Annotated in this window: 21 protein-coding genes and 1 tRNA gene; 10 read left to right on the top strand and 12 right to left on the bottom strand. The window is 47.4% G+C overall.

Annotation, left to right across the window (positions count from 1 at the left end; all coding sequences use genetic code 11):
• From Q0277_RS04205 to putP, 6 genes are all read right to left on the bottom strand, one after another.
• On the bottom strand, positions 1-198 hold a 198-nt coding region (locus Q0277_RS04205; RefSeq protein WP_297995908.1), incomplete at its 3' end, for a PHP domain-containing protein.
• Between the two features lie 323 nt (positions 199-521).
• Complete coding sequence (locus Q0277_RS04200; RefSeq protein WP_297995907.1) at positions 522-1,202, bottom strand: amino acid racemase; 681 nt, start codon at positions 1,200-1,202, stop codon at positions 522-524.
• 28 nt (positions 1,203-1,230) lie between these two features.
• Positions 1,231-2,541: a dicarboxylate/amino acid:cation symporter gene (locus Q0277_RS04195; protein WP_297995906.1), complete on the bottom strand. Its 1,311-nt coding sequence runs from the start codon at positions 2,539-2,541 to the stop codon at positions 1,231-1,233.
• Between the two features lie 248 nt (positions 2,542-2,789).
• Positions 2,790-2,866: transfer RNA gene (locus tag Q0277_RS04190), tRNA-Ile, on the bottom strand.
• Between the two features lie 262 nt (positions 2,867-3,128).
• A complete protein-coding gene (locus Q0277_RS04185) occupies positions 3,129-4,472 on the bottom strand; it encodes a DUF2130 domain-containing protein (protein ID WP_297995905.1) in 1,344 nt (447 codons plus the stop codon).
• Entirely contained in the window at positions 4,465-5,973 is a 1,509-nt protein-coding gene (gene putP, locus Q0277_RS04180) for a sodium/proline symporter PutP (RefSeq protein WP_297995904.1), read from the bottom strand. Before putP ends, Q0277_RS04185 begins: the two co-directional genes overlap by 8 nt.
• 169 nt (positions 5,974-6,142) lie before the next feature.
• Between putP and Q0277_RS04175 the strand changes: the two genes are divergently transcribed.
• From Q0277_RS04175 to Q0277_RS04145, 7 genes are read left to right on the top strand one after another with little or no spacing between them, the layout of a single operon-like run.
• On the top strand, positions 6,143-6,805 hold the full coding sequence (locus tag Q0277_RS04175; protein WP_297995910.1) for an amino acid ABC transporter permease: 663 nt from the start codon (positions 6,143-6,145) through the stop codon (positions 6,803-6,805).
• Positions 6,798-7,526 (top strand): amino acid ABC transporter ATP-binding protein, encoded by a 729-nt coding sequence (locus Q0277_RS04170; protein ID WP_297924237.1) that lies wholly within the window; start codon positions 6,798-6,800, stop codon positions 7,524-7,526. The genes Q0277_RS04175 and Q0277_RS04170 overlap by 8 nt, the downstream gene beginning before the upstream one ends.
• A gap of 11 nt (positions 7,527-7,537) precedes the next feature.
• Positions 7,538-8,278, top strand: coding sequence for a basic amino acid ABC transporter substrate-binding protein (locus tag Q0277_RS04165; RefSeq protein WP_297995903.1), 741 nt, complete (start codon positions 7,538-7,540; stop codon positions 8,276-8,278).
• A gap of 59 nt (positions 8,279-8,337) precedes the next feature.
• Positions 8,338-8,871: a hypothetical protein gene (locus Q0277_RS04160; protein WP_297995902.1), complete on the top strand. Its 534-nt coding sequence runs from the start codon at positions 8,338-8,340 to the stop codon at positions 8,869-8,871.
• Complete coding sequence (gene thiE, locus Q0277_RS04155; protein WP_297995900.1) at positions 8,868-9,482, top strand: thiamine phosphate synthase; 615 nt, start codon at positions 8,868-8,870, stop codon at positions 9,480-9,482. Before Q0277_RS04160 ends, thiE begins: the two co-directional genes overlap by 4 nt.
• Positions 9,469-10,245: an undecaprenyl-diphosphate phosphatase gene (locus Q0277_RS04150; RefSeq protein ID WP_297995898.1), complete on the top strand. Its 777-nt coding sequence runs from the start codon at positions 9,469-9,471 to the stop codon at positions 10,243-10,245. The genes thiE and Q0277_RS04150 overlap by 14 nt, the downstream gene beginning before the upstream one ends.
• Before the next feature lie 15 nt (positions 10,246-10,260).
• Positions 10,261-12,084, top strand: a complete 1,824-nt coding sequence (locus Q0277_RS04145) for a phosphoethanolamine transferase (protein ID WP_297995897.1) — start codon at positions 10,261-10,263, stop codon at positions 12,082-12,084.
• Positions 12,085-12,709: 625 nt separating this feature from the next.
• On the opposite strand, the gene Q0277_RS04140 is transcribed toward Q0277_RS04145, so the two are convergent.
• Positions 12,710-14,050, bottom strand: a complete 1,341-nt coding sequence (locus Q0277_RS04140) for an aminotransferase class V-fold PLP-dependent enzyme (protein ID WP_297995896.1) — start codon at positions 14,048-14,050, stop codon at positions 12,710-12,712.
• 101 nt (positions 14,051-14,151) lie between these two features.
• Here Q0277_RS04140 and Q0277_RS04135 point away from each other — a divergent pair, with 101 nt between their 5' ends.
• Both Q0277_RS04135 and Q0277_RS04130 read left to right on the top strand, forming a co-directional pair.
• Positions 14,152-14,961, top strand: a complete 810-nt coding sequence (locus Q0277_RS04135) for a DUF234 domain-containing protein (protein WP_297995894.1) — start codon at positions 14,152-14,154, stop codon at positions 14,959-14,961.
• Positions 14,962-14,998: 37 nt separating this feature from the next.
• On the top strand, positions 14,999-15,829 hold the full coding sequence (locus Q0277_RS04130) for a hypothetical protein (RefSeq protein ID WP_297995892.1): 831 nt from the start codon (positions 14,999-15,001) through the stop codon (positions 15,827-15,829).
• Positions 15,830-16,035: 206 nt separating this feature from the next.
• Here Q0277_RS04130 and Q0277_RS04125 read toward each other — a convergent pair whose 3' ends face one another.
• Positions 16,036-16,776, bottom strand: a complete 741-nt coding sequence (locus Q0277_RS04125) for a hypothetical protein (RefSeq protein WP_297995890.1) — start codon at positions 16,774-16,776, stop codon at positions 16,036-16,038.
• 88 nt (positions 16,777-16,864) lie between these two features.
• Here Q0277_RS04125 and efp point away from each other — a divergent pair, with 88 nt between their 5' ends.
• The gene (gene efp, locus Q0277_RS04120; RefSeq protein WP_005871146.1) at positions 16,865-17,431 is read left to right on the top strand and encodes an elongation factor P; all 567 of its coding nucleotides are present in this window, start codon (positions 16,865-16,867) and stop codon (positions 17,429-17,431) included.
• A gap of 278 nt (positions 17,432-17,709) precedes the next feature.
• Here the strand turns inward: efp and Q0277_RS04115 are convergent, their stop codons facing one another.
• From Q0277_RS04115 to Q0277_RS04100, 4 genes are all read right to left on the bottom strand, one after another.
• A complete protein-coding gene (locus Q0277_RS04115) occupies positions 17,710-17,943 on the bottom strand; it encodes a SelT/SelW/SelH family (seleno)protein (protein ID WP_295098848.1) in 234 nt (77 codons plus the stop codon).
• A 151-nt stretch (positions 17,944-18,094) separates the two neighbouring features.
• Positions 18,095-18,805 carry a metallophosphoesterase gene (locus Q0277_RS04110; RefSeq protein ID WP_297995888.1) on the bottom strand — a complete coding sequence of 237 codons (711 nt, stop codon included), beginning with the start codon at positions 18,803-18,805 and terminating at the stop codon, positions 18,095-18,097.
• A 368-nt stretch (positions 18,806-19,173) separates the two neighbouring features.
• On the bottom strand, positions 19,174-20,226 hold the full coding sequence (locus Q0277_RS04105) for a GDSL-type esterase/lipase family protein (protein WP_297995886.1): 1,053 nt from the start codon (positions 20,224-20,226) through the stop codon (positions 19,174-19,176).
• Positions 20,219-20,922: DUF459 domain-containing protein (locus tag Q0277_RS04100; protein ID WP_297995884.1), on the bottom strand; the 704-nt coding region annotated here is incomplete at its 5' end. The genes Q0277_RS04105 and Q0277_RS04100, both read right to left, overlap by 8 nt.

Raw genomic sequence — 20,922 nt, 5'->3', positions numbered from 1 at the left:
GATGCCGATGATAGGTTTAATGCCGTGCTTTTTCATCGTCTGATAAAAGTCTATCGCGCCGAACATATTGCCGTGGTCGGTGATCGCGCACGCCTTGGTGCCGCGGCTCTGTAAAAGCTCGGCGAGCTCGCTTACTTTATTCGCGCCGTCTAGCAGCGAATACTCAGTATGAAGGTGCAGGTGGGTGTAGTCGCTCATTTTGTTCCTTTTTTCTGTTGGAGCGATTATATTAAATTCGGGCTTTAGAAACGGTCAAATTTAATGGAATTTTAGCTTAAATTTCAGCGCGAAATTTTACGAGCAAATTTTGTTACGGAATTTTACTTCGGAGGTTTTACATTCTGAGTTTTGCGGATTAAATTTTGATAAAATTTTAAGTTTAAAATGCTGTGATGAAATTTTGCTATCATATAAATTCCGCTTACCTGGAATTTTGAGCCAACGCAATTCCGCAAAATTCTACGACTTAAATCATCGTAAAATTTTGCGGTTTAGAATTCCGCTTGCAAAGTCTTGCAGCTCTACGATCTTGAGAATTCCACGATCGCTTTGGCAAGCTCTCTAGTAGGATCAACGAAAATTTTATCGCTTTTGATTAACGGCAAAAATAGCGGCAGCTCAGTGCAGGCAATGACATAAATATCAGCATCGATTTTGCCTAGCAAATTCTCAAAAGCCCCCACGTATTCGGCAGTCTTGCCCGCCTTAACGCCTTTGTAGATGCAATCCATCAAAACCGCTTGATTTTCTTCGCCGAGATCCACGCTGATTAGCCCTGCTTCTTTGAGCGGATCGTCGTAAATTTTAGCTTTTTTTGTACCGATAGTGGCTAGCACAGCGATTTTATGGGCGTTTGGATAATTTCTGCGGATCGCTTTTACGGTGATCTCGGCGATATGAATTAGCGGGATTTCCGCCGCAGCTTCTACATCGTCTGCGAAAAAATGCGCCGTGTTGCACGCCATCGCAAACGCCTTGCAGCCTGCATTTTTGAGCCTAACAGCGCTCTCGCTTAGGCGCGGAAGCGGATTTGCACCTTTACCTAAGATAAATGCCGTGCGATCTTCGATCTGCGGATAGCTATCGATTACAAGCGGAATATTTTCTTGATCGCTTCCCGCAGCAGTCTCTTCTATAATCTTCATATACAGATCCGCACTCGCTAAAGGTCCCATTCCACCGATAATTCCAACTCTTTTCATAGCTCGTCCTTTCTAAATTTTACTTGGGTTAATTCTCCCACTTACTCATATCCATTTCGTTTTCGCTCTTTGCGACGTAGATCGACGCGACAACATCGCCCGTTACGTTCATCGAGGTTCGCCCCATATCCAAAATCGCATCAATGCCCAAAATCATTCCGTAAGCGATCGCTACGTTACCACTTACCTTGACGCCGATAGACTCGAGCACTAAAAGCAGCATCAGCGCACCAGCTCCCGGAACTCCGGCAGTTCCGATCGCCGCAAGCATCGAAGTGATGATGATCGTGAGGTAGTGGCTGCTATTTAGATCGATACCGCAAGCATTAGCGATAAAGAGCGTGCACACGCCCAAATACACGGTCGTGCCGTTCATATTCACCGTAGCGCCCACGGGCAAAACAAAGCCGTAGATCGCCTTTGGAATTCCCATATCTTCGGCGGTTTGCATCGTAATCGGAAGCGTGCCGTTGGAGCTGCGGGTAACAAAAGCCGTAAGCATCGGCGGACGCACTTTTTTAAGGAATTTAATCGGGCTAACTCCGATAAGCATACAAATAACGCAATAAACCGCAAATACTTGAATCGCAAGTCCCACGTATAGGGTAATCGTGACATTTAATAGCGAGCTGAAAGCCTCGATACCGCTTTTATTAAACACTACAAACATTAGCGCAAAAACGCCAATTGGTGCGTATTGCATCACCCAATGCACGACCTTAAACATAATCTCGCTCATTCCGTCGAAAAAATTATAAACCGTGTTGGCGGAGCTTTTGATACGTGCGTCGCTACTATCGCGGCAAAACGCAAGCCCCACGCCGAAAAATAAGCAAAACGCGATAATCGGCAAAATTTCGCCCTTGGCTATGGAATCAAAAGGATTCGTAGGAATTATATTAAGCAAAATTTTACTCATACTAGGCGCGTTTGCTGCCTTTTCGACGGCCTTGGACGCATCGCTTAGATCAAGCCCGCTACCTGGAGAAAATATAAACGCACACGCTAGGCCGATGACGATCGCAAAAAGCGTAGTTATAGCGTAAAATATGATCGCCTTAACGCCTACTTTACCCAGGTGCGCAGGCGAGATGCTGCTAGTGCCCACGATCAGCGAACAGATAATGATCGGCACCATAATCATCTTTAAAAGTCTCACGAAAAGATCTCCCAAAGGCGTTAAAATCGCCACCCACGTGGTATCGCCCACCGGCATATTTTTAGGTAGCAACATACCGATCGCAGAGCCCAACACTAAAGCGATAATGATGCGCCAAAGCAAGCTTGAGTTAAAATAAAAAGCTAAAATTCCGCCTTTTTTCGTTTGATTTTCTGACATGGACATCTCCCTGCACTAAGAATTTTAACGGAATTCTACCGCAACTTGCCATAAAATAAAATTTAATCGGTCGCCAAATGAAAGTTAAATTTTAAAATTCAATCGCGAGTTTGCCGCATTTTAAAGCTGAAATTATGCGGCAAGCTTTGTCTTTTGAAGTTATGAAGCGGAATTTCAAAGGAAAAACGACGCTTGAAATTTTATGGAATTTGCGGATTTTGATGCAGTGAAAAGCCGAAATTTTGTGGTGGTGGGCTCACTAGGACTTGAACCTAGGACCATCCGGTTATGAGCCGGATGCTCTAACCAACTGAGCTATGAGCCCGCCAGCGGTAAAAAAGAAATGTGATTTTACAAAAATAATCTTAAAACGGCGTTAAAATCAATCATAAATTTCACGCTTAGCGTTCTAGCGGACATCGCGGTAAACTCTACGGCGCGCCACGGCCTTTGTGCAAAATTTAGCGCCGCTTTGAAAGCGAGCAAACAACAAATCAAAGCAAACGATTTAAAATTTTAAAATTTAACGGCGCGATCTAAAACGTACCGCGGCGCTCTCGCCATAGCCGCGATCTGTCTATACGCCGCTACGTCGTCTCGTCGCCGTCTTGGTCTTGAAGCGCGTCCGCTTCGCCATCCGCCGCGATCGCCTCGAGGCTTAAAATTTCATCGACATCCTCAAGCTGGGCTACGCCGCTTCCTGCGATGCTTCTGATGCTTGCGTGCATCGCGATCGCTCCGTCTCGCGCACGCGCGATCTGTTTTTCGCGCTGTTTCCAGATGCGCTCCATTGCGTTGCGCTCCTTATTTAAGCTCTCTTGCATGCCGACGAATGCCGAGACGATCGTCTTTATCTGGTTTGCAAACTCGGGCGAGGTCAGATAGTCGTAGAGCATCGCCGTTTTGCTATCTTGATTTTGACCCGATCTTTTGGCAAACGCAAGCGCCACGACGTGTTCGCGCAAGACGGCGCAAAGCCCCTTAAATTCCTCAAACGAACAGATCCAGATGCTAGCATCGCTAGGCGCTTGGTGCAGCCTAGGGCTGTGAGGCGGCATCTGCTCGGTGACGATAACGCCGATCTGCGCGCCCTCGCCTATCATATCGTCTTTGAGTTTGTCAATCCATTTGGGCTCGAAGCTTTTCGTGCGCTTGCTCTCGTATAAAATTTTACCGCAGCCCGCAAACTCCCTCGTATGCACCATCTGCACGCAGTCTGCACCGCGTGCGCCCTTTTTGACCTCATCTATCTCGTCCAAAGGAAAGTTTAGCCGCAGATACTCCTGCAGCGCAAGCTCCTGCACCTCGCCCTGAAGCTGCTGCGAGCCCACCTCAGAGCGGCGCTTGAGCTCGTTTATTTGGCCGATTAGGCTTTGGATCTGCTCATCTTTTTGGCGGAATTTCAGCTCGTTTTCCTGCGAAATTTGTTTCGTTAGTCGTTCGCGCTCCCTATTCATGCGGTTGGTTAGCTCGATCTCGGATTTGGCTTTATTCTCGGCCTCAAGCTCGCTAAATTTACGCTTCTGCGCCTCCATTTCGGCCTTTACTAAATTTAGCTCCGAAATTCTTTGCGATTTTTCTAGCAGCTCCTTTTGTAAAATTTCAAATTTCGCCGCGTTTTCGCTCTCGATCTGAGATTTTGCGAGCGCTAAAATTTTCTCCCGCTCGCTGTTTAGCGCGGAATCGGTCGCCGCTTTTACGCGCTGCTCGAATGCGTTTTCCTTCGCTTGCAGCTGCGCCAGATGCTTCGCATACTCCTCGCGCTTAGCGGCGATCTCGGCTTCAAATTTAAGCGTGGCTTCGTTTTGCTGCTGCTGCCACTTTCGCTTCTGCTGCAAAATTTCATCTTCAAATTTAGCTTTGATATCGCGCTGCAGCGCCTCGTCTATATCGATCAAAGAGCCGCAGTGCGGGCACTTTACGTTAGCCATTTTTGCTTCCTAAACTCTGCTCTTTCATCTTTTCAAATTCCTGCGAAATTTGCGCGGCATTGGGCTCATCCGCCATCTTATCGAGCACGGAGTTGTAGCGATTTACGAGCAGTATCGCAAGCGCCGAAAAGCAAAAGCCTGGCAGCAGCTCATAAACGACCGCCGAAAGCCCCGATAAGATCCAGCAAATGACCGTGATACCGCCTACGAGCATACCCACTAGAGCCGAGAGCGCGCTCATCTTTTTAGAATATAGGCTGAAAAGAAGCACCGCTCCAAAGCTCGCGCCAAATCCCGCCCAAGCGTTACCGACGACGTTTAGCACCGTATCATTTGAGCCAAACGCCAAGATCGCGGCAACCGCGGCGATGATCACGACGGCGATGCGGCTGCTTAGCGTCTGCGTGCGCTCGCTTACCTCTTTTTTATAAAACGCAAAGATAAAATCCTTCGTAACCGCGCTCGCGCTTACCAAAAGCTGGCTTGAGATAGTGCTCATAATCGCCGCCAGCACCGCAGAGATTATCACGCCTAGGATAAATGGATGAAAGAAAATTTTACCGAGCTCTAGGAAAATTTTTTCTGGGTCGTCTATGCTAAGGCCTTTTTGCGAAAAATAGACAAAGCCGATCAGGCCGCTAAGCATCGCGCCTACTAGTCCTAGCACCATCCACGAAATTCCGATGCGGCGCGCGCTATCAAGCTCGCGCGAGCTTCTAATCGCCATAAAGCGCACGATGATATGCGGCTGCCCGAAGTATCCAAGCCCCCAAGCAAGCAAGCCCAAAACGCCCAAGAAGCTTTGATTGTAAAATAGATCGAGGTGGCTCGCGCCATATAGCCGCACCTGCGCAAAAAAGGAGCTGTCCGTAGGGATCTGTAGCGCACGGTAAGAAAACAGAGGGATCAAAATAAGCACCGCAAACATCAGCGCCCCCTGAAACGCATCCGTGATCGCTACGGCCTTAAATCCGCCGAAAAAGGTATAAAACACGACGATTAAGATCGTAGCGATCGCGCCGTATGTAAAGCTTAGCCCGAAAAAGCTCTCAAATGTCTTGCCGCCCGCGATTATGCCGCTGCTAACATAGAGCGTAAAAAATATGATGATCAAAAGTCCTGAGATGATGCGAAGCGTCTTGGTGCGGTCTTTAAAGCGGTTTTCTAAAAAATCTGGGATCGTGACGCTGTCGCTTGCTACCTCGGTGTAAATTCTAAGCCTTTTTGCAAGAAATTTATAGTTGCACCACGCACCCACGCAAAGTCCTAGAGCTATCCAGATATTGCAAATTCCCGTCGCGAACATCGCGCCCGGCACTCCCAAAAGCATCCAGCCGCTCATATCGCTAGCGCCCGCGCTAAGTGCCGTTACGAATGGGCCCAGGCGGCGGTTATCGAGCAGATACTCGCTTAAGCTCGCATTCTTGTCATAATAATACCTACCTATAAAAATAAGCGCGCCGAAATATATCGCGATTGCGCAATAGGTCCAAAAGCTCATCGTTACCTCCTTTTAAAAAAGCTAATTTTACTCTATTTCAAATAAAATTTTACTTTCGGAATTTAGCCAGATTTTAACGAAATTTTAGTATTCTTGCCGTTTAAATTTTAAGAAAAAGGCGCCTTGGTTGAACGAGAAAATTTTAAAGGTCGTATTTGTTTTGACTGTAATCGCCGTGGGACTTTATTTCACCTATCCCGAACTGAGCGAAGCGCAAAAAATTTCATACGCCAAAAGCTACGGCATCACTCTTATTTTGACCTCCGGCGGCATCGTGATCGGTATCGCATTAGGATTTATGCTGGCATTTTTAAAATTTCTAAACAATAAATTTCTAAGCTTCATTATCGATGAATACGTGGATATCATCCGCGGAACTCCAATCGTTATCCAGCTGATGGTGTTCGTGTTTATTATCTTTGCTACGTGGAGCAATAATATCGCAGCTGCGATCTTTGCGCTGGGGCTTAATAGCTCAGCTTATGTCGCGGAGATCGTGCGCGGCGGCATAAATAGCGTCGATCGCGGCCAGATGGAAGCTGCGCGTGCGATGGGTCTAGGCTACGGTACAGCGATGAAAGAGATCGTCTTTCCGCAGGCGATAAAAAACATCCTGCCTGCGCTTGCAAATGAGTTTATTAGCCTATTTAAAGAGACCTCGGTCGTGGGCCTCGTAGCAATCACCGATCTTACGTTTTTTTCAAAAAGCATGCAGGCGGCGCTTTATACCGTCCAGCCGATACTTTTTGCCGCAGTGCTTTACTATGCAAGCGTGAAATTTTTCTCGTTTTTAGTAAAAATGCTAGAAAGTAGGTTAAACCGCAATGATTGAAATATCAAATTTAACCAAATCCTACGGCAATTTATCGGTGCTAAAAGGAATTTCAAAGACCATAAATAAAGGCGATATCGTAGCTATCATCGGTCCAAGCGGCGGTGGTAAATCGACCTTTTTGCGTTGCTTAAATTTGCTTGAAATTCCAAGCGGCGGCACTATTAAAATAGACGGCGAGGATATTACCGATAAGCACACTGATATTAATAAAATTCGCCGCAAAGTTAGTATGGTGTTTCAGCATTTCAACCTCTTTGCAAATAAAAACGTATTAGAAAATTTAACTCTAGCGCCCATAAAAGCGGGTATCTATACTAAAGAACAAGCCTACGCAAAAGCAGAGGAGCTACTGCAAAAGGTCGGTCTTAGCAATAAGGCCTATACTTATCCGCACAAGCTTAGCGGCGGGCAAAAGCAACGCATCGCAATCGCTAGAAGTTTGGCGGTAAATCCGGACGTGATTTTATTCGACGAGCCTACCTCGGCACTAGATCCCGAGATGATCGGCGAGGTGTTAGGCATAATGAAAGAGGTCGCCAAAGAGGGGATCACGATGCTTGTGGTAACGCATGAGATGGGCTTTGCACGCAATGTCGCAAATAGGATTTTTTTTATGGAGGGCGGCAAGATCGCTGTGGACGATACGCCTAAAAACGTATTTGAAAATCCGCAAAATCCGAGATTGAAAGAATTTCTAAATAAAATTTTAAACCACTAAAGGAGAGGGAAATGAAAAAATTTATGAGATTTCTAGTTGCGGGCGCTTTGCTTTGCGGTTCGCTAGTCGCTAAAGACATCACCAAAGATACGCTCATTGTGGGCACGAACGCCGAGTATCCGCCGTTTGAGTTCGTGGATGAAAACTCCAAAGTCACGGGCTTTGATATGGATCTAGTAGCCGAGCTTGCCAAGCGCGCGGGCGTGAAATATGAAATTTTAAATATGAGCTTTGACGGGCTAATCCCTGCGATTAAAAGCGGCAAGATCGATATGATCGCCTCGGGTATGAGCGCGACGCCGGCTCGCAAAAAGGCGATCGATTTCACGGCTCCTTACTATAAAGTCGAAAATTTATACGTCAAACGCAAGGACGATAGCTCGTTAAATTCCAAGGCGGATCTGCAGGGCAAGCGCCTTGCCGCGCAGCTAGGCACCATTCAAGAGCTTGCGATCAGAGATATAAAAGGCGCCGAGATTAGCGCTACGGAGAACGTTTTTGTAGCCGTTATGTCGCTGAAGAACAAAAAGATCGATGCGCTTTGCGTGGATTCATCCGTAGGCTACGAGTATCTTAAGAAAAACGACGATCTAACCGCATTTTTTAAAGAATCCGACGGCAGCGAGGGCTTTTCGATCGCATTTGATAAGGGCAAGTATCCCGAGCTGCTAGCTAAGTTTAACGCAGCGCTTGAGGAGATGAAAAAGGACGGCAGCTACGAAAAACTTTTGGAAAAGTATAATTTAAAATAATCCGCAAAATTTAGGCGCAAATTCCTCTCACAGAATTTGCGCCGCCTAAGAGGAATCCTATGAAAAAGATATTTTTAGCACTTGCCATTTTGCTCTGCACACAGAGCTTTGCGGAGCAAAAAGACAGATATGGCATCGCCGCATTTGCAGGTCTTGGCGATGACGGCAGAACCTTTGTTTTTACCTTTAGAAAAGCTCAAAAAGATCGTTTCTTTCCCTGCGACTTAAAAAATTTAAACATAATCGCCGCGGGCGCTTCAAGGTGCATAACGGACGCCAAAGAGCTAAGGAAATTCGATAAAGAATATAAAAAAGCTCTCGAGTCCGTGATAAAACAAGGCAAGCGCTACTACGTAAATTTAATCAATCGTGGCAACGATGCCTATATTTGCGACGTAAGCGATCCTAAAAGTAATCTGCGATTGGACCTGGTAGCGGCGGGATTTGCCGTGCCAATAACCGACGATAGCGAACTTCTTTTAAAAGCTGCCGAGGAAGCCAAAGAGGCCAAGCGCGGAATGTATAGCGCAAAATTTTGGGATGTTACCAACTGCATTCTAAACGGCGTGCCAATGCCGAAAAAAGATAAATGAGCGAAATTTACGCACTTAGCGACGATGTCTTAACGCCGCCGCAAACTATCTTTTCGCAGATAGATGAAATTTTGCGCTGCGGCGTAAAGCTCGTGCAGTATCGCAGCAAGCTTACCGTGAGGGATGAAGCTTTAATCCGCTCTCTCATCGGCCTTTGCGAAGATTACGGCGCCAAACTCATCATAAACGACGATGCGGCGCTTGCCAAAAGGCTCGGTGCGCACGGCGTGCATATCGGAGAGTGCGACGGCGAGACGGCGCAGGTGCGCGAGTTTTTAGGCGCGGATAAGATCATCGGCGTTAGCTGCTACGCTGATCTTGCTCGCGCGCAAAAGGCCGAGGCGCAGGGCGCTAGCTACGTAGCCTTCGGTTCGCTCAGGTGCGGCAAGACAAAGCCTGATGCGCCGCTTTGCCCCGATACGCTCGTGCAAGAGGCGCGAAAATCTTTAAACCTCCCAATCGCCGTAATCGGCGGAATAAACTTAGAAAATTTAAATGAAATTTTAGCTCTCAAGCCTGATTATATCGCGATGGTAGAGGCGATCTACAGACCCGCTTCGATCACGCAGAATTTAGCAAATTTAAAGGAAAAAATGGATGAATATATTTGACGCCGTGATTTTAGGCATCGTCGAGGGGCTGACGGAGTTTCTGCCCGTAAGCTCGACCGGGCATATGATCCTGGCCGCAAAACTAATGGGCTTACAGCAGACCGATACGCTTAAATGCTTCGAAGTCGTTATCCAGCTAGGCTCGATCCTAGCGGTCGTTGCGATGTTTTACAAGCGGCTTTTGGTTGATTTTAAGCTCTGGTGCAAGCTCATCGTGGGCTTCATCCCCACCGCTGCGATCGGATTTTTGCTCTATAAAAGTATCAAATCTCTATTCGCGCCGCAGACCGTCGCCTACGCGCTGATCGGCTGGGGTATTATTTTTATCGCGGTCGAGCTCTTTCGCAAGGCGCGCCCGAGAGAAAGCGAGCTAGAGCATCTGGATCAAATTTCATACGTTCAGGCCTTTATCATCGGACTTTCGCAATGTTTTGCGATGGTGCCGGGCACTTCGCGCAGCGGCGCTACCATCATCGCAGGGCTTTTGTGCGGGCTAAGCAGGAACCTAGCCGCGCGCTTTAGCTTCCTGCTCGCGATCCCTACGATGTTTGCGGCGACTTTTTACGATACCTATAAAAATTTAGACACCTTCGCGCAAAACTCCGACAATATCACGACCTTTCTCGTAGGCGGCGTAGTGGCGTTCGTAGTGGCGCTTGCGGCGATCAAACTATTTCTAAGTTTCGTTTCGAAGTTTGACTTCATCCCGTTTGGAATTTATAGAATTCTAATCGGCATCGCATTTTTCATATTTGTATTTTAATACGCAAGGAATTTCATGAGCCTCGTAAAAAATATCGGCGCATTTTTAAAAGATAGATTTAGCCTCCTATCGGTATTTGACGGCGCGGTGCTAAACGCATACGTGCTAGTTTTAGTATTAAATTTAGCCCTCGGGTTGCTTCTTATCGCGCGCGGCGGCGAGCTGCTCTCTGCGCAGGCGCTGTTTTTCGTGGCGTCTGCGATCTGCGGCGTGACGATACTTTTTTTGGCGCTTTACGCGCTTAGCTTTTATAGCGCCAGGCTATATAAAATTCTCTCCTTTGCGCTTCTGGCGATAAACGTGGTCTTTGCGATCACTCAGATTTTTTTGATCTTTAGCTTGGAGCTTACCTACTCGCACGGCACGCTGGATGCGCTGGTGCAAACGACGCCCAAGGAGGCCTTTGAGTTCGCGCATGCGTTTTTAAATTTCAAGCTTATCGCGACTTTTCTAGCACTTTTAGTATTCGTCATCACCGCTCTTAGGCTTAGAGTGAGCCAGCGAGTGCGGATGAAGCTATGTCGCGCGATAAAGCTAATCTTTTTGCTTAGCTTGCTTGTTTTTATTGCGCATGCGGCGTTTAAAAGCTACGTAGCCAAAAGCTCGAAAATGCGCGCCAGCATCATAATCGCGCTAAATAAAATTCCGATTTATAACTTTGCTTTCGTTACAAAGGATTATTTCGGCGCCGATTTTAAAAGCGTGCGCGAGCTGCAAGCGGGATACCAAAGCATTTACGCCTCACATTCGCATAAAACCGCGCCAAACCGCATCTCAAATGTCGTTTTCATTATCGGAGAGAGCCTGCAGCGAAATTTTATGAGCCTATACGGCTACTATCTTCCCACTACACCGAATCTGCAAGCGCTTGAGCGAAGCGGAAATTTAATCGCTTTTAGCGACGTCGTCTCGCCGGGTGCCAAGACCAACGACGTGCTAAAATACGTGCTAAATTTCGGAAATTACGAGAGCGAAAAACAGCGCCCGTGGAGCGCCAACCTCGACATCGTAAATCTCGCGCGGCTGGCAAACTACGAGACCTTTTGGATCAGCAACCAGGAGCGCTACGGACAGTGGGCGGTCGCAAGCGGCGCAAGCGCGCAGATGACGGATCACTCGGACTTTACGAACCAGATCCCGATTTACAAATACGCCTACTCGCTCGACGAAGTTATGCTTCCTAGTATAAAAAATTTCAAATCGGGTGCGAAAAGATCACCTCTTGCACGCAAGGACGAAAGCTCCGCCGCAGAGGTAAATGGCACGCAGAAAAAGGATAAATTTTTCATCCTTCATCTGATGGGTTCGCACCCAAGCTACGAATTTCGCTATCCGAAAAGCTTTGCTAAATTTAGCGCCGCGGACATCTCGCGCGAGCCGCTTGATGAGGGGCAGAAAAAAGAGCTCGCGCACTACCTAAATACCGTGGCTTACAACGATTTTATCGTGAGCGAAATTTATAAAATTTTCGCAAGCGACAACACGCTGATAGTTTATTTCAGCGACCACGCCCAGAGCCTTTATCAATACCGCGGCAAGCTGATCCACGGCGGCATCAACCGTTTCACGCTCGAAATTCCGTTAATTTTTATGGCATCGGATAAATTTAAAGAGCAAAACGCTGATCTTTGGGCGCGCATCGCGGCAGCCAAAGACAGGCCGTTTTTAAACGACGATCTCATCCACGCGATCGCAGAAATTTTAGAGATGACCGACCTGCCCGAGTATGATCCCGCTCGCTCGGTGATAAACGCGGATTTCAACGCCTCGCGCCCGCGCATCATCGAGGGGGTCGATTACGATAAGGTTTATAAACTGCAGAAGGAATTCGGCGAGTAAATTTAATGAAATTTTGCGCCTTTTAGCGGCGCAGATTTCGCTTCTTAAAATTTTGCGCTCTTATCGCAAGCGCTCGCGCCCTAATTTAGCTTTCGGGCGGGCGCGTCTGCATATTTTCGCAGCCGCAGGCTCTACGATAAAATTTCTCGCCGTGAAATTCTACCGAGTAAAATTCGGTTTTGAGGAATTTCAAATTTTGCGGCTAAAATTCCACGGCGCAGAATTTTCTATGCATCCACAAAATGCAAGATTCGCAAAGCGCACTGAAATAGCGAAATTTTAAAATTTAGGAATTTTAAAATTTGGCGGTGTTAAAATTTATACGCGCGGCACGAAATTCTACCACTCAAATTCCACGGCGCAAAATTCCTCAACACAAAATTTACCGCCAGAATTCAGCTCGCAATTTAAAATTTCAAAATTCTAAACCGCAAAATTTTATGCCGAAAAATTTCGCGTTCCAATCGGCACGGAGTATTTACCGCCCGAGCCGCGCATAAAATTCTGCGCTTTAAAATTCCAAGCTATAAAATTTTACGCTGCGAAATTTCCCGACAAAATTTTATGTCGCAAAATCCCGCGCCGTAAAATTTAAAAGCGGCTCTTGTTATAAAATTTCGCAAGCTCAATTTATACTGCCGCAGCGATATTTGCCCGCTACGAAGGTGATTTTATCGCGGATCCGAGCAATCTGTCTTAGCGCCTCCGCCAAGAAATCCACATCGCTTTCGTCGTGGATGAACGAGAAGCTAGCCCGCACCCAAGCGGGTTTGCGCGACATCTCGGTATCGGGCTGTAAGCCGAGCAGATCAAAGCCGTATGGCGCTGCGCAGTCGCATCCTGCGCGGGTCTGAATCTCAAATTTCTGCCCAAGCACCCCGGCCAGCGCGTCTGCGCCGAGACCTTTCATATTAAAAGCAAAGATCGGCACGCGCGGCGCGGTGAGATTGCCGTAAATTTCAATCTCTGGGATCTTTGAAATTTCACTTATGAAGCGCCTGCAAATCGCCTCTTCGCGCGACTTGATCGCCTCTAGCCCCGCGCTTTTGCGAAGTTTTAGAGCAAGATAGGTTCGCACCAGCGCGATGATGCCAGGCGTGCCCGCCTCCTCCAAGCGCTCCTTGTCGATTATAAAGCGCTGCGTCAGGGCGTCCGCGTATTTGATCGTGCCGCCTCCCGCGAACGTCGGCTCCTCGCCGCGCAAAAGCTCCTTTCGCACCGCTAAAATTCCGCTAGCGCCCACTCCGCCCAAGAGCTTGTGCGCGCCGAAAAACACGCCGTCACAAAAGCTGGTATCTACGTTTTCGTGCGCGATGAGCGCGCTGGCGTCCACAAATAGCCGCCCGCCGTGCGATTTGAGCATCAAGTAAGCGCGCTTGTAATCAAGCTTAAGCCCCGTAACATTCGATGCTGCGGTAAGCACGCCGTAAATTTCGCGCCCTTTGTTTGCGGATAAAATTTCACCCAAGCGCGCAAAATCCATCAGCCCGCTTGGATCCGGCGGAACGCGCACGACCTCGCAAAGCCCCTGCCTTAGGCTGATCTCCACGGAATGGTGCTCAAAAGGCGAGATGATGAAAAGCGGCAGATCTTTTAGGCTCTCGCGCCGCAAACTCAGCCTATCTCGCGTCGCAGGCGGCAGGTAGATGCCTAGAATTTCCCAGAGCTTTTTTATCGCCGCGGTCGCGCCGAAACCGCAGGAGATCAGATAGTAGCGCTCCTCGCAGCCCAGAAGCTCTTTGATTTTAGCCCTTGCATTTTCGTAGTAATCGCTCGTAATCTCGGCGTTGGCTCCGCCTGACGAGTGGACGTTGGCGTATGTTGCAAGTACGCGCTCGATCTCCGCTTCTATAGGGCGATACGCAAGGCCCGAGGCGGCGCAATCGAAGTATTTGACCCCCTCTTTTAAGATGATATTTTCTTTGATCGTTTCAAAATCCAAAGCGCGACTCCAAAATTTTTGCAAATTATATCCAAACTCGCTAAAATTACGCCCGCAAGGAGGGCGAAATTTACGAGTTAAAAGACACTGCGCGAAATTTAGGCGATGCTGGTATCGACGCGATTTTGCAGTTTCATTTCGTATTTGACGAGATCGGCTGTATAAGCGGCTACGCGGACGTTTTCGAAGCGATCGAAAATGAAATTTTGCTCTGTTTTGAACGTCTCGGCGAGCGCTTTAAATTCGGCGGCGAGCACGAAGAGCAGATCAAAAAGGCGTTGATGAAATTCGCTAGAAGCGACCGCAAAAAAATAGGAATTTCAAAAATCTTGCCGCGATTTACGGCGCAAAAAATCACCGCAGATCTCATAAACGCGAAGTTTTTAATCACCGAAAAATCAAGCGAGCAAAGGGCGCAAAAAGAGCGCAAAAACGACCGCCTCCCGCGCGTGCTACGCCGCTACCATATCACCGACAAAGTCCATTTTAGCAGTAACTTTGCGAGGTTTTGGTTTAGATTTATCGAGCCGAACCTGCCCGCGCTGCGACGCGGCGAAATAGGGCGCGTGCTAAGCCTGATCAAAGCGGATTTCAACGCCTACGCGGGGCTCGGGTTTGAAATTTTAAGCAAAGAGTTGCTCGCGAAGTATTTAAATTTAGAGATTTCGCAAATTTCAAGCTTCTGGAACAAAGAGGTCGAGATCGACATCTACGCGAAATTTGAGAGCTTTTGCGTCGCGGGCGAGTGCAAATACAAGGAGCGAAAAATTTCAAAAAACGTGCTAAACGAGCTCATACTCAAATGCGAAAAAGCGCACCTCGCGCCCGATCTGCTCGCGCTGTTTTCCAAAAGCGGCTTTAGCGGCGAGCTAGCAAGCCTAAAAAGCGATAAAATTTTACTCTTTTCGCTCGAGGATTTTAAAATTTTACTTTGAATACGGACGTAAAATCAATGATTATAAGGGAATTATCATGAAAAATAGGATCTTGACAGTATCGTTAGGCGTGCTTTTGAGCTTAAGCTTAGCAGGATGCGATAGGAGAGAGATAGAGGATATTCAAACAGAGGATTTTTATGCCGCCAATCCGGATAAAGCAAAAAGCGTCTCCGAGGCGTGCGCCCTAGCCGATCTATCCAAAGAATCGGCAGAGATTTACGACAACTGCGAACGAGCCGCGATGGCGTATTTTAAAATCTTCTATAAAAGTATGATGCAAGCGGCATCAAGGCAAGAAGTAAAGGCGCAAGATGAAAAACAAAAAGCTATGTGCGAGCGCAAAGAGGTGCGAAATACGGAATTCGACGTGGAATGCTTTCTATTTCTAGCCGCCACGGGTTTACCGATGAACTCTACAGCACCTAAAAATAGGCTAACTTATCTACTAGAGGAGTGCAGAAATGATACAATCAGTCCGAAATGTAGGCTTTTAAGAAAAGAGGCGAAATTTTTCACTGAAGGCTCTAGAATGAGCAAAGAAGAGGTCTACGAGGCATTATCAAAAAAATTGCAAATCGTGATAAAAGACTATATTGATTTTTACGTCTCGCAAGGTAGATTTGATGAAAATCCAGACAAGATAACAAGCATGACGGTCGAGCAGATAGCTCCGAACTCGATTAGCATAGGCACGACGAGCTATGTCAGCTGCTTTACTATAACCGCAATCGATACGGGCAAAAACGCTAGTTTGGAGATACGAAAAGGCGCAAGCCAAAATTATGAATTCTGCATGGAAACATATAAATTGCCTGAAGTTGCAAAAATTCTAAATGAAAACGGCGGCGTTATTAGGCTTAGATAGCAAAATCTTATATTTTCAAATTTGATTACAAAGCCGTAAGAGTTTAATTTTAAAACTGAAATTCCGCCGCTTAAAATTTTAAAACGGCGGGATTTTGTAAAATTTCAGCTTGCGCGGGCGGCTGTGCTGCGCGCGACTTGCACTACCGCGAGCAAACTCGCGCTGCTCGCACACAAGCCTCGCGCCATAAATTCCTCAAATTTAGACTATTTTTTCACCTTGATCACGTATGGCACCGATTTTATCACACCTTTGGAAAATAGCGTCTTGGTGTCCGCATACACGGCATCAAGCTCGGCCTTTGAGACGTCCGCATCGCTTACCTGCACGTCTTTGTCGTAGTATTTCTCGATCACGTCGATCGCGCCCTTTTGATTGCTCGGAGAGAGGGCCTTCAGATGCTTTAAAATCAGCGCCGATTTGATAAACGCGCTCTTGCCGTGCACCGGCGCAAAGATCAATTTTACGTTGCTGTTGCGAAGATGCTTCGTGATCCTCTTCATCTCCTCGGCGCAATACGGGCACTCCGGATCGCCCACGATGTAGGTCACGTAGGGATTGTTTTTATCAAACGACTCGATATAGGCAAATCTCGCGGGATCTATGCTCTTTAGCAGCTCAAGCGCGGCGGCGTCCCTGGCGTCCTTTAAAATTTGAGTTCTCATCTTAAACAGCGCCGCATCCGCCGCGTCTGCAAGCCTAGGATCCTCTGTTACCGCCACTAGACTTTTGCCGTCGTCGCTAGCCAAAAATGCCTCTTTTTTATCGCCCGAGCGGACGATCAGTAAATTTAGTCCGTTTAGCGAGTTTAGCTTATCGATCGAGATGAGCTGAGCGTTTTTATCATTTAGACTTTGCTTTAGGTTTTTTACGAACTCCGCTTCGTTCGCATTCGCACCGAGCGCAAAAGCCGCACACGCAGCCAAAACGTAGATGATTTTTTTCATAGCTTCCCTCCCCTTAAAATTTCGCCAATTATACCAATTTAAAATAAAATTTGTTATAATCGCGCCCTATCAATTTAAGGAGAAATTTATGGCTTATTCAATGGGCGATCTAAAAAAAGGTCTAAAAATCGAGGTGGACGGAATTCCGTTTAAAATCATAGAATACCAACACGTAAAACCGGGAAAAGGGCCTGCTTTCGTACGCGTTAAAATAAAATCTTTCATCGATGGCAAGGTGCTTGAAAAGACCTTTCATGCGGGCGATAAATGCGAGGCGCCGAATCTTGAGGAAAAAGAGATGCAGTATCTCTACGATGACGGCGAGGCGTGTCAGTTCATGGATACCGATAGTTACGAACAGATCGCAATTAGCGACGAGGATGTGGGCGAGGCGAAAAAATGGATGCTAGATGGCATGATGGTAAATATAATGTTTTACAACGGCAAAGCGATCGGCGTGGATGTGCCGCAGGTGGTGGAGCTTAAAATCGTAGAAACTGCGCCAAATTTCCGCGGCGATACGCAGGGCAGCAACAAAAAGCCCGCCACGCTTGAGACCGGCGCCGTGGTACAGATCCCATTTCACGTGCTCGAAGGTGAGGTCATCCGCGTTGACACCGTCCGCGGCGAGTATATCGAGCGCGCAAATAAATAATCCTCCCCCTGTTTTTGCGAAATTTTGATTTCGCAAAAATTCCTCTTTCTTTTAAAATTTATAAACTCCGAGCGATAAATTTAAACCGCGACCGTCACGTAAATTTTAATTAAAATGACTTTTTGGATTCGCCGAAATGCGGGATAATTTAGTCTAAATTTTACGCAGCGCTGATTTTTGCAAAATTTAAAATGGTTTTACGATTAAATTTACGGATTTGAAATTTGAGTATAAAAACGCCCGAAAGCAAATCTTACGACCCGCTTTCGGGCTTTGAGCTAGGCTGCAACTTTAATTAGATTTAAAATTTCACCTTCGCTTGGGAAACGAGGCTTAGCAAAATCTTTATTGAAGAAAAGTTTTCTGCCGTCAACTTCTACTAGAAAGTCTCCGCTGCCACCAGGGGCCAACTCGACAACTGCATCCTTATAGACGCTTGTTATTTCATCTCTCACACGGAGAGCTTGCGGTCTATAAGATCAAGAATTACAATAAGTAATTACAACCTTCATCTTTATTCCTTTCTAAAAAAAGTGCCACATTCTAGCAGAACTAGCTTAAATTTTAATATAAAAGTTGGGTTCCGCGCGGCGTAGCGTTTAAAATTTGCGAGCATATTTCGTAGTTTGCAGAGCTCGGAATTTCACTGCCGCGGGCTCAAGGCTAATCCTCAAATTTTAAAATTTCATCGTAGCAGAGATGAAAATCGCAGCCCTGCGCATGGAATTTCTTATCGCCGTGAAAGTGTCCAAAATACCACCGCTCAGGCCTTACGAGCTCAAAGATCCGCTCTAAATACTCAGACGTTTTATCGGGGGTACTTTTGCCGCACCAGAGATATTCTTTTAAAAATTTCATCGCGAACCACGGCGCCGTGTGGCTCAGCACCGCATCGATCCGCCCGCCGGAGGCGATGAAATCGCGCGCATTTCGCATCGCGCAAGCAAACTCCTCCTCGCTCGGAATCTCGCGCGCCCACCAGCTAAGCCCCGGTATCCGATGCGCCTTATCGACGCTAAGCGCACCGCCGAAGCACAAAAAATGTCGCCCTGCAATCTCGTAAATTTCGCCGCGCCGCAGCCAAAATATGTTTTCGCCGCCCACGCTCACGGTGCCGCCGAATTTCCGCTCGCGCGGCAGCTCATCCAACATATCGAAATTTTCGTGATTGCCGTCGATAAAAAGAAGCGTAGCGGGGAAATATCTTTCTATATTTTTGCGCGCCATAAACTCATCTATCCGCTCGCTCCAAAATAGCCCGAAATCTCCGAGCACGATGACGAAATCATCGGCGCTAAGCCCGCCCGCAAAGGCCTTGTTCGTTATTTTGCCGATCTCGTTTATTCCGTGCGTATCGCCACAAAGATATATCATCTGCCTCTCCTTTTTTGCTTTCTTAAATTTAACTCGCCGCGCTTTGTCGCAGCCCATGCGAATAGAATTTTAAGCGCTAAATTTTACGCAGCGCACGCGTCGCAAAAACCCGACTAGCGTTCCGATCCGCAACCACGCAAATTTAATCCAAATTAAAAGCGTAAATTTGGACGACGTATTTTAAAAGCACAGGCATCAAGCCTATCGACGCGTAAATTTAAAGCCGCAGCTTCTGATTTAAATTTCGCGGCGCAGATCTAAGCGGCGAAATCCAAATAGGCGCAGCTTTGCTTACTGCCGCTAAATTTTAAATTTAGCGACGAACTTTGTAAATTTTACGGCGAGCCGCGTAAATTTAAAGACTAAATTTAAAGTCTGCCTCGCAATTTCGTCGCCAGCGCTGCGCCAATTTTTTCGTAGCCCTCTTTTTGCAAGTGGATTTCGTCAGGGCGAATCAGCCCGCGCTCGCGCCAGCCACGCCAGCCACCATCCTCGTCCATAAGACCGGCTATGTCGTAAAACATCGCCCCTTCGTCTCGCGCTAGATGCGCTAGCACCTCCGCAGCGCGTGAGGCGTTTGGCACTTTAGGGCTTCGCGGCGGCGCTACGAGCAAGATTTTTACACCAGGAGCTGCGGAGCGGACGGAGCGAAGCAGCCCACGGACGCTTTGGTAGAATTTTTGCTCGTCAAATTTCGGATCCATCGCATCGTTTGTGCCGTAAGCGATGACTACGAGATCGTATCTAAGTCCCGAAAAATCCCTACCAAAGGCATCTGCACCCCATTTTTCGTAGAGGTTGCTAAACGCGCCGTTGCTCGCGCAAGAGTCTGCAAAGCGCGCGTTTTTGCGGTAAATTTTATATCCTCCAAGTTCTGCTCCGTCACGCAGCGATCGAATTTCGATCGGAAATCTAAGTCGCAGCTTAGAATACTCCCATTTCTGCGGCACTTCTTGCGAAATATACGCGCTTAGCCCACTTGCATCGCGTACGCGAAAAATCTCGCCACTCTGATCCGATTTATGCAAAATTTCGACATAAAAATCGCCGCTAAGCTGCTTTAGCTCCAGTCGCACGTTAGCGCCTTTTTTGCCGGTAGCGATCACTCCGCATAGCGGAAAATCGGGGTCTTGTTCGGTGCGAGACGAGATCACATTAAAGCCGCTTTGCTTAAATTCTATATTTTCGCTTTTGTGATATTTAGGCATCATTGCAGGCACGAAGCCGACGCTGTTTTGCACGAAAAAACCATGTCTGAAAGCATCTATCAGCGCGTCGCTTCCTAAATGCGAATCGCCAAAAAATTTCACTCCAAAGCCCGCAGAGCTTTTTGCATTTGCGGAATTTATGCCGCGGACGCCTGCGTTTGCCGCGCATCCGCCTAATAATGCGGCAAATAAAATGACCATAAACTTACTCAACTTCAATCCTTGATAAAATTTCTTTCGCTACCGCTTCGCAACCCTCTTTGCTCATATGAATGCCGTCGTCTTGGCGCACGCGCACGAGCTTGGAGCCGCTTTGCAGATAGGTTTTATAGGCGCCTTTTTCGCACACCAGCGGGGTTGTTTGCATAAAATACCCGCCAAGCGCCATACTAGCGTCGGCATATATTTGATTTAGCAGCTGCGTTTTCTCCTCAAAATCGGGCTTTTGCATACACGGCATCGCTAGCCACAGCACTCCCGCGCCGTGCGAGTGCGCCGTATCGTAGATCTCGCGCACCCTTGAGGCGTAAAACTCCCGCCAGCGCGGCGTTTTGATGCCATAAGTTTTACCCCCTGCGCGGTACTCCCACACATCGTTAGCTCCTAGAAGCACGACTACGAGCTTAACGCCGCCATTCTCTCTAAGCGCGGTATCGAGCGTCTTTTGCCAGTCAAAGGATTTCTTACTCGCAAGCCCCGTAGATTGCTTGCTAAGATCAATCACCCTCAGGCTTCGCTTCGGGAAAAATTTCTTAGCGTTCATCCCCACGTATTGCATCAGGCTATCGCCCATAAAAAGCACCTCATCGCCTGCATTTAGGCGGATTTTGCCATCGTCGCTAAGCGAAATTTTAGCATCAACCTCCACGGAGCCTTGCGTCGTTAAATTCTGCTCCAAAGCCTGCGAAG

Origin of the sequence: uncultured Campylobacter sp., assembly GCF_938030815.1 — a bacterium.
Lineage (GTDB): Bacteria > Campylobacterota > Campylobacteria > Campylobacterales > Campylobacteraceae > Campylobacter_B.
The sequence above is the reverse complement of the archived record's forward strand: the minus strand, read 5'-3'. Positions and strand labels throughout refer to the sequence as shown.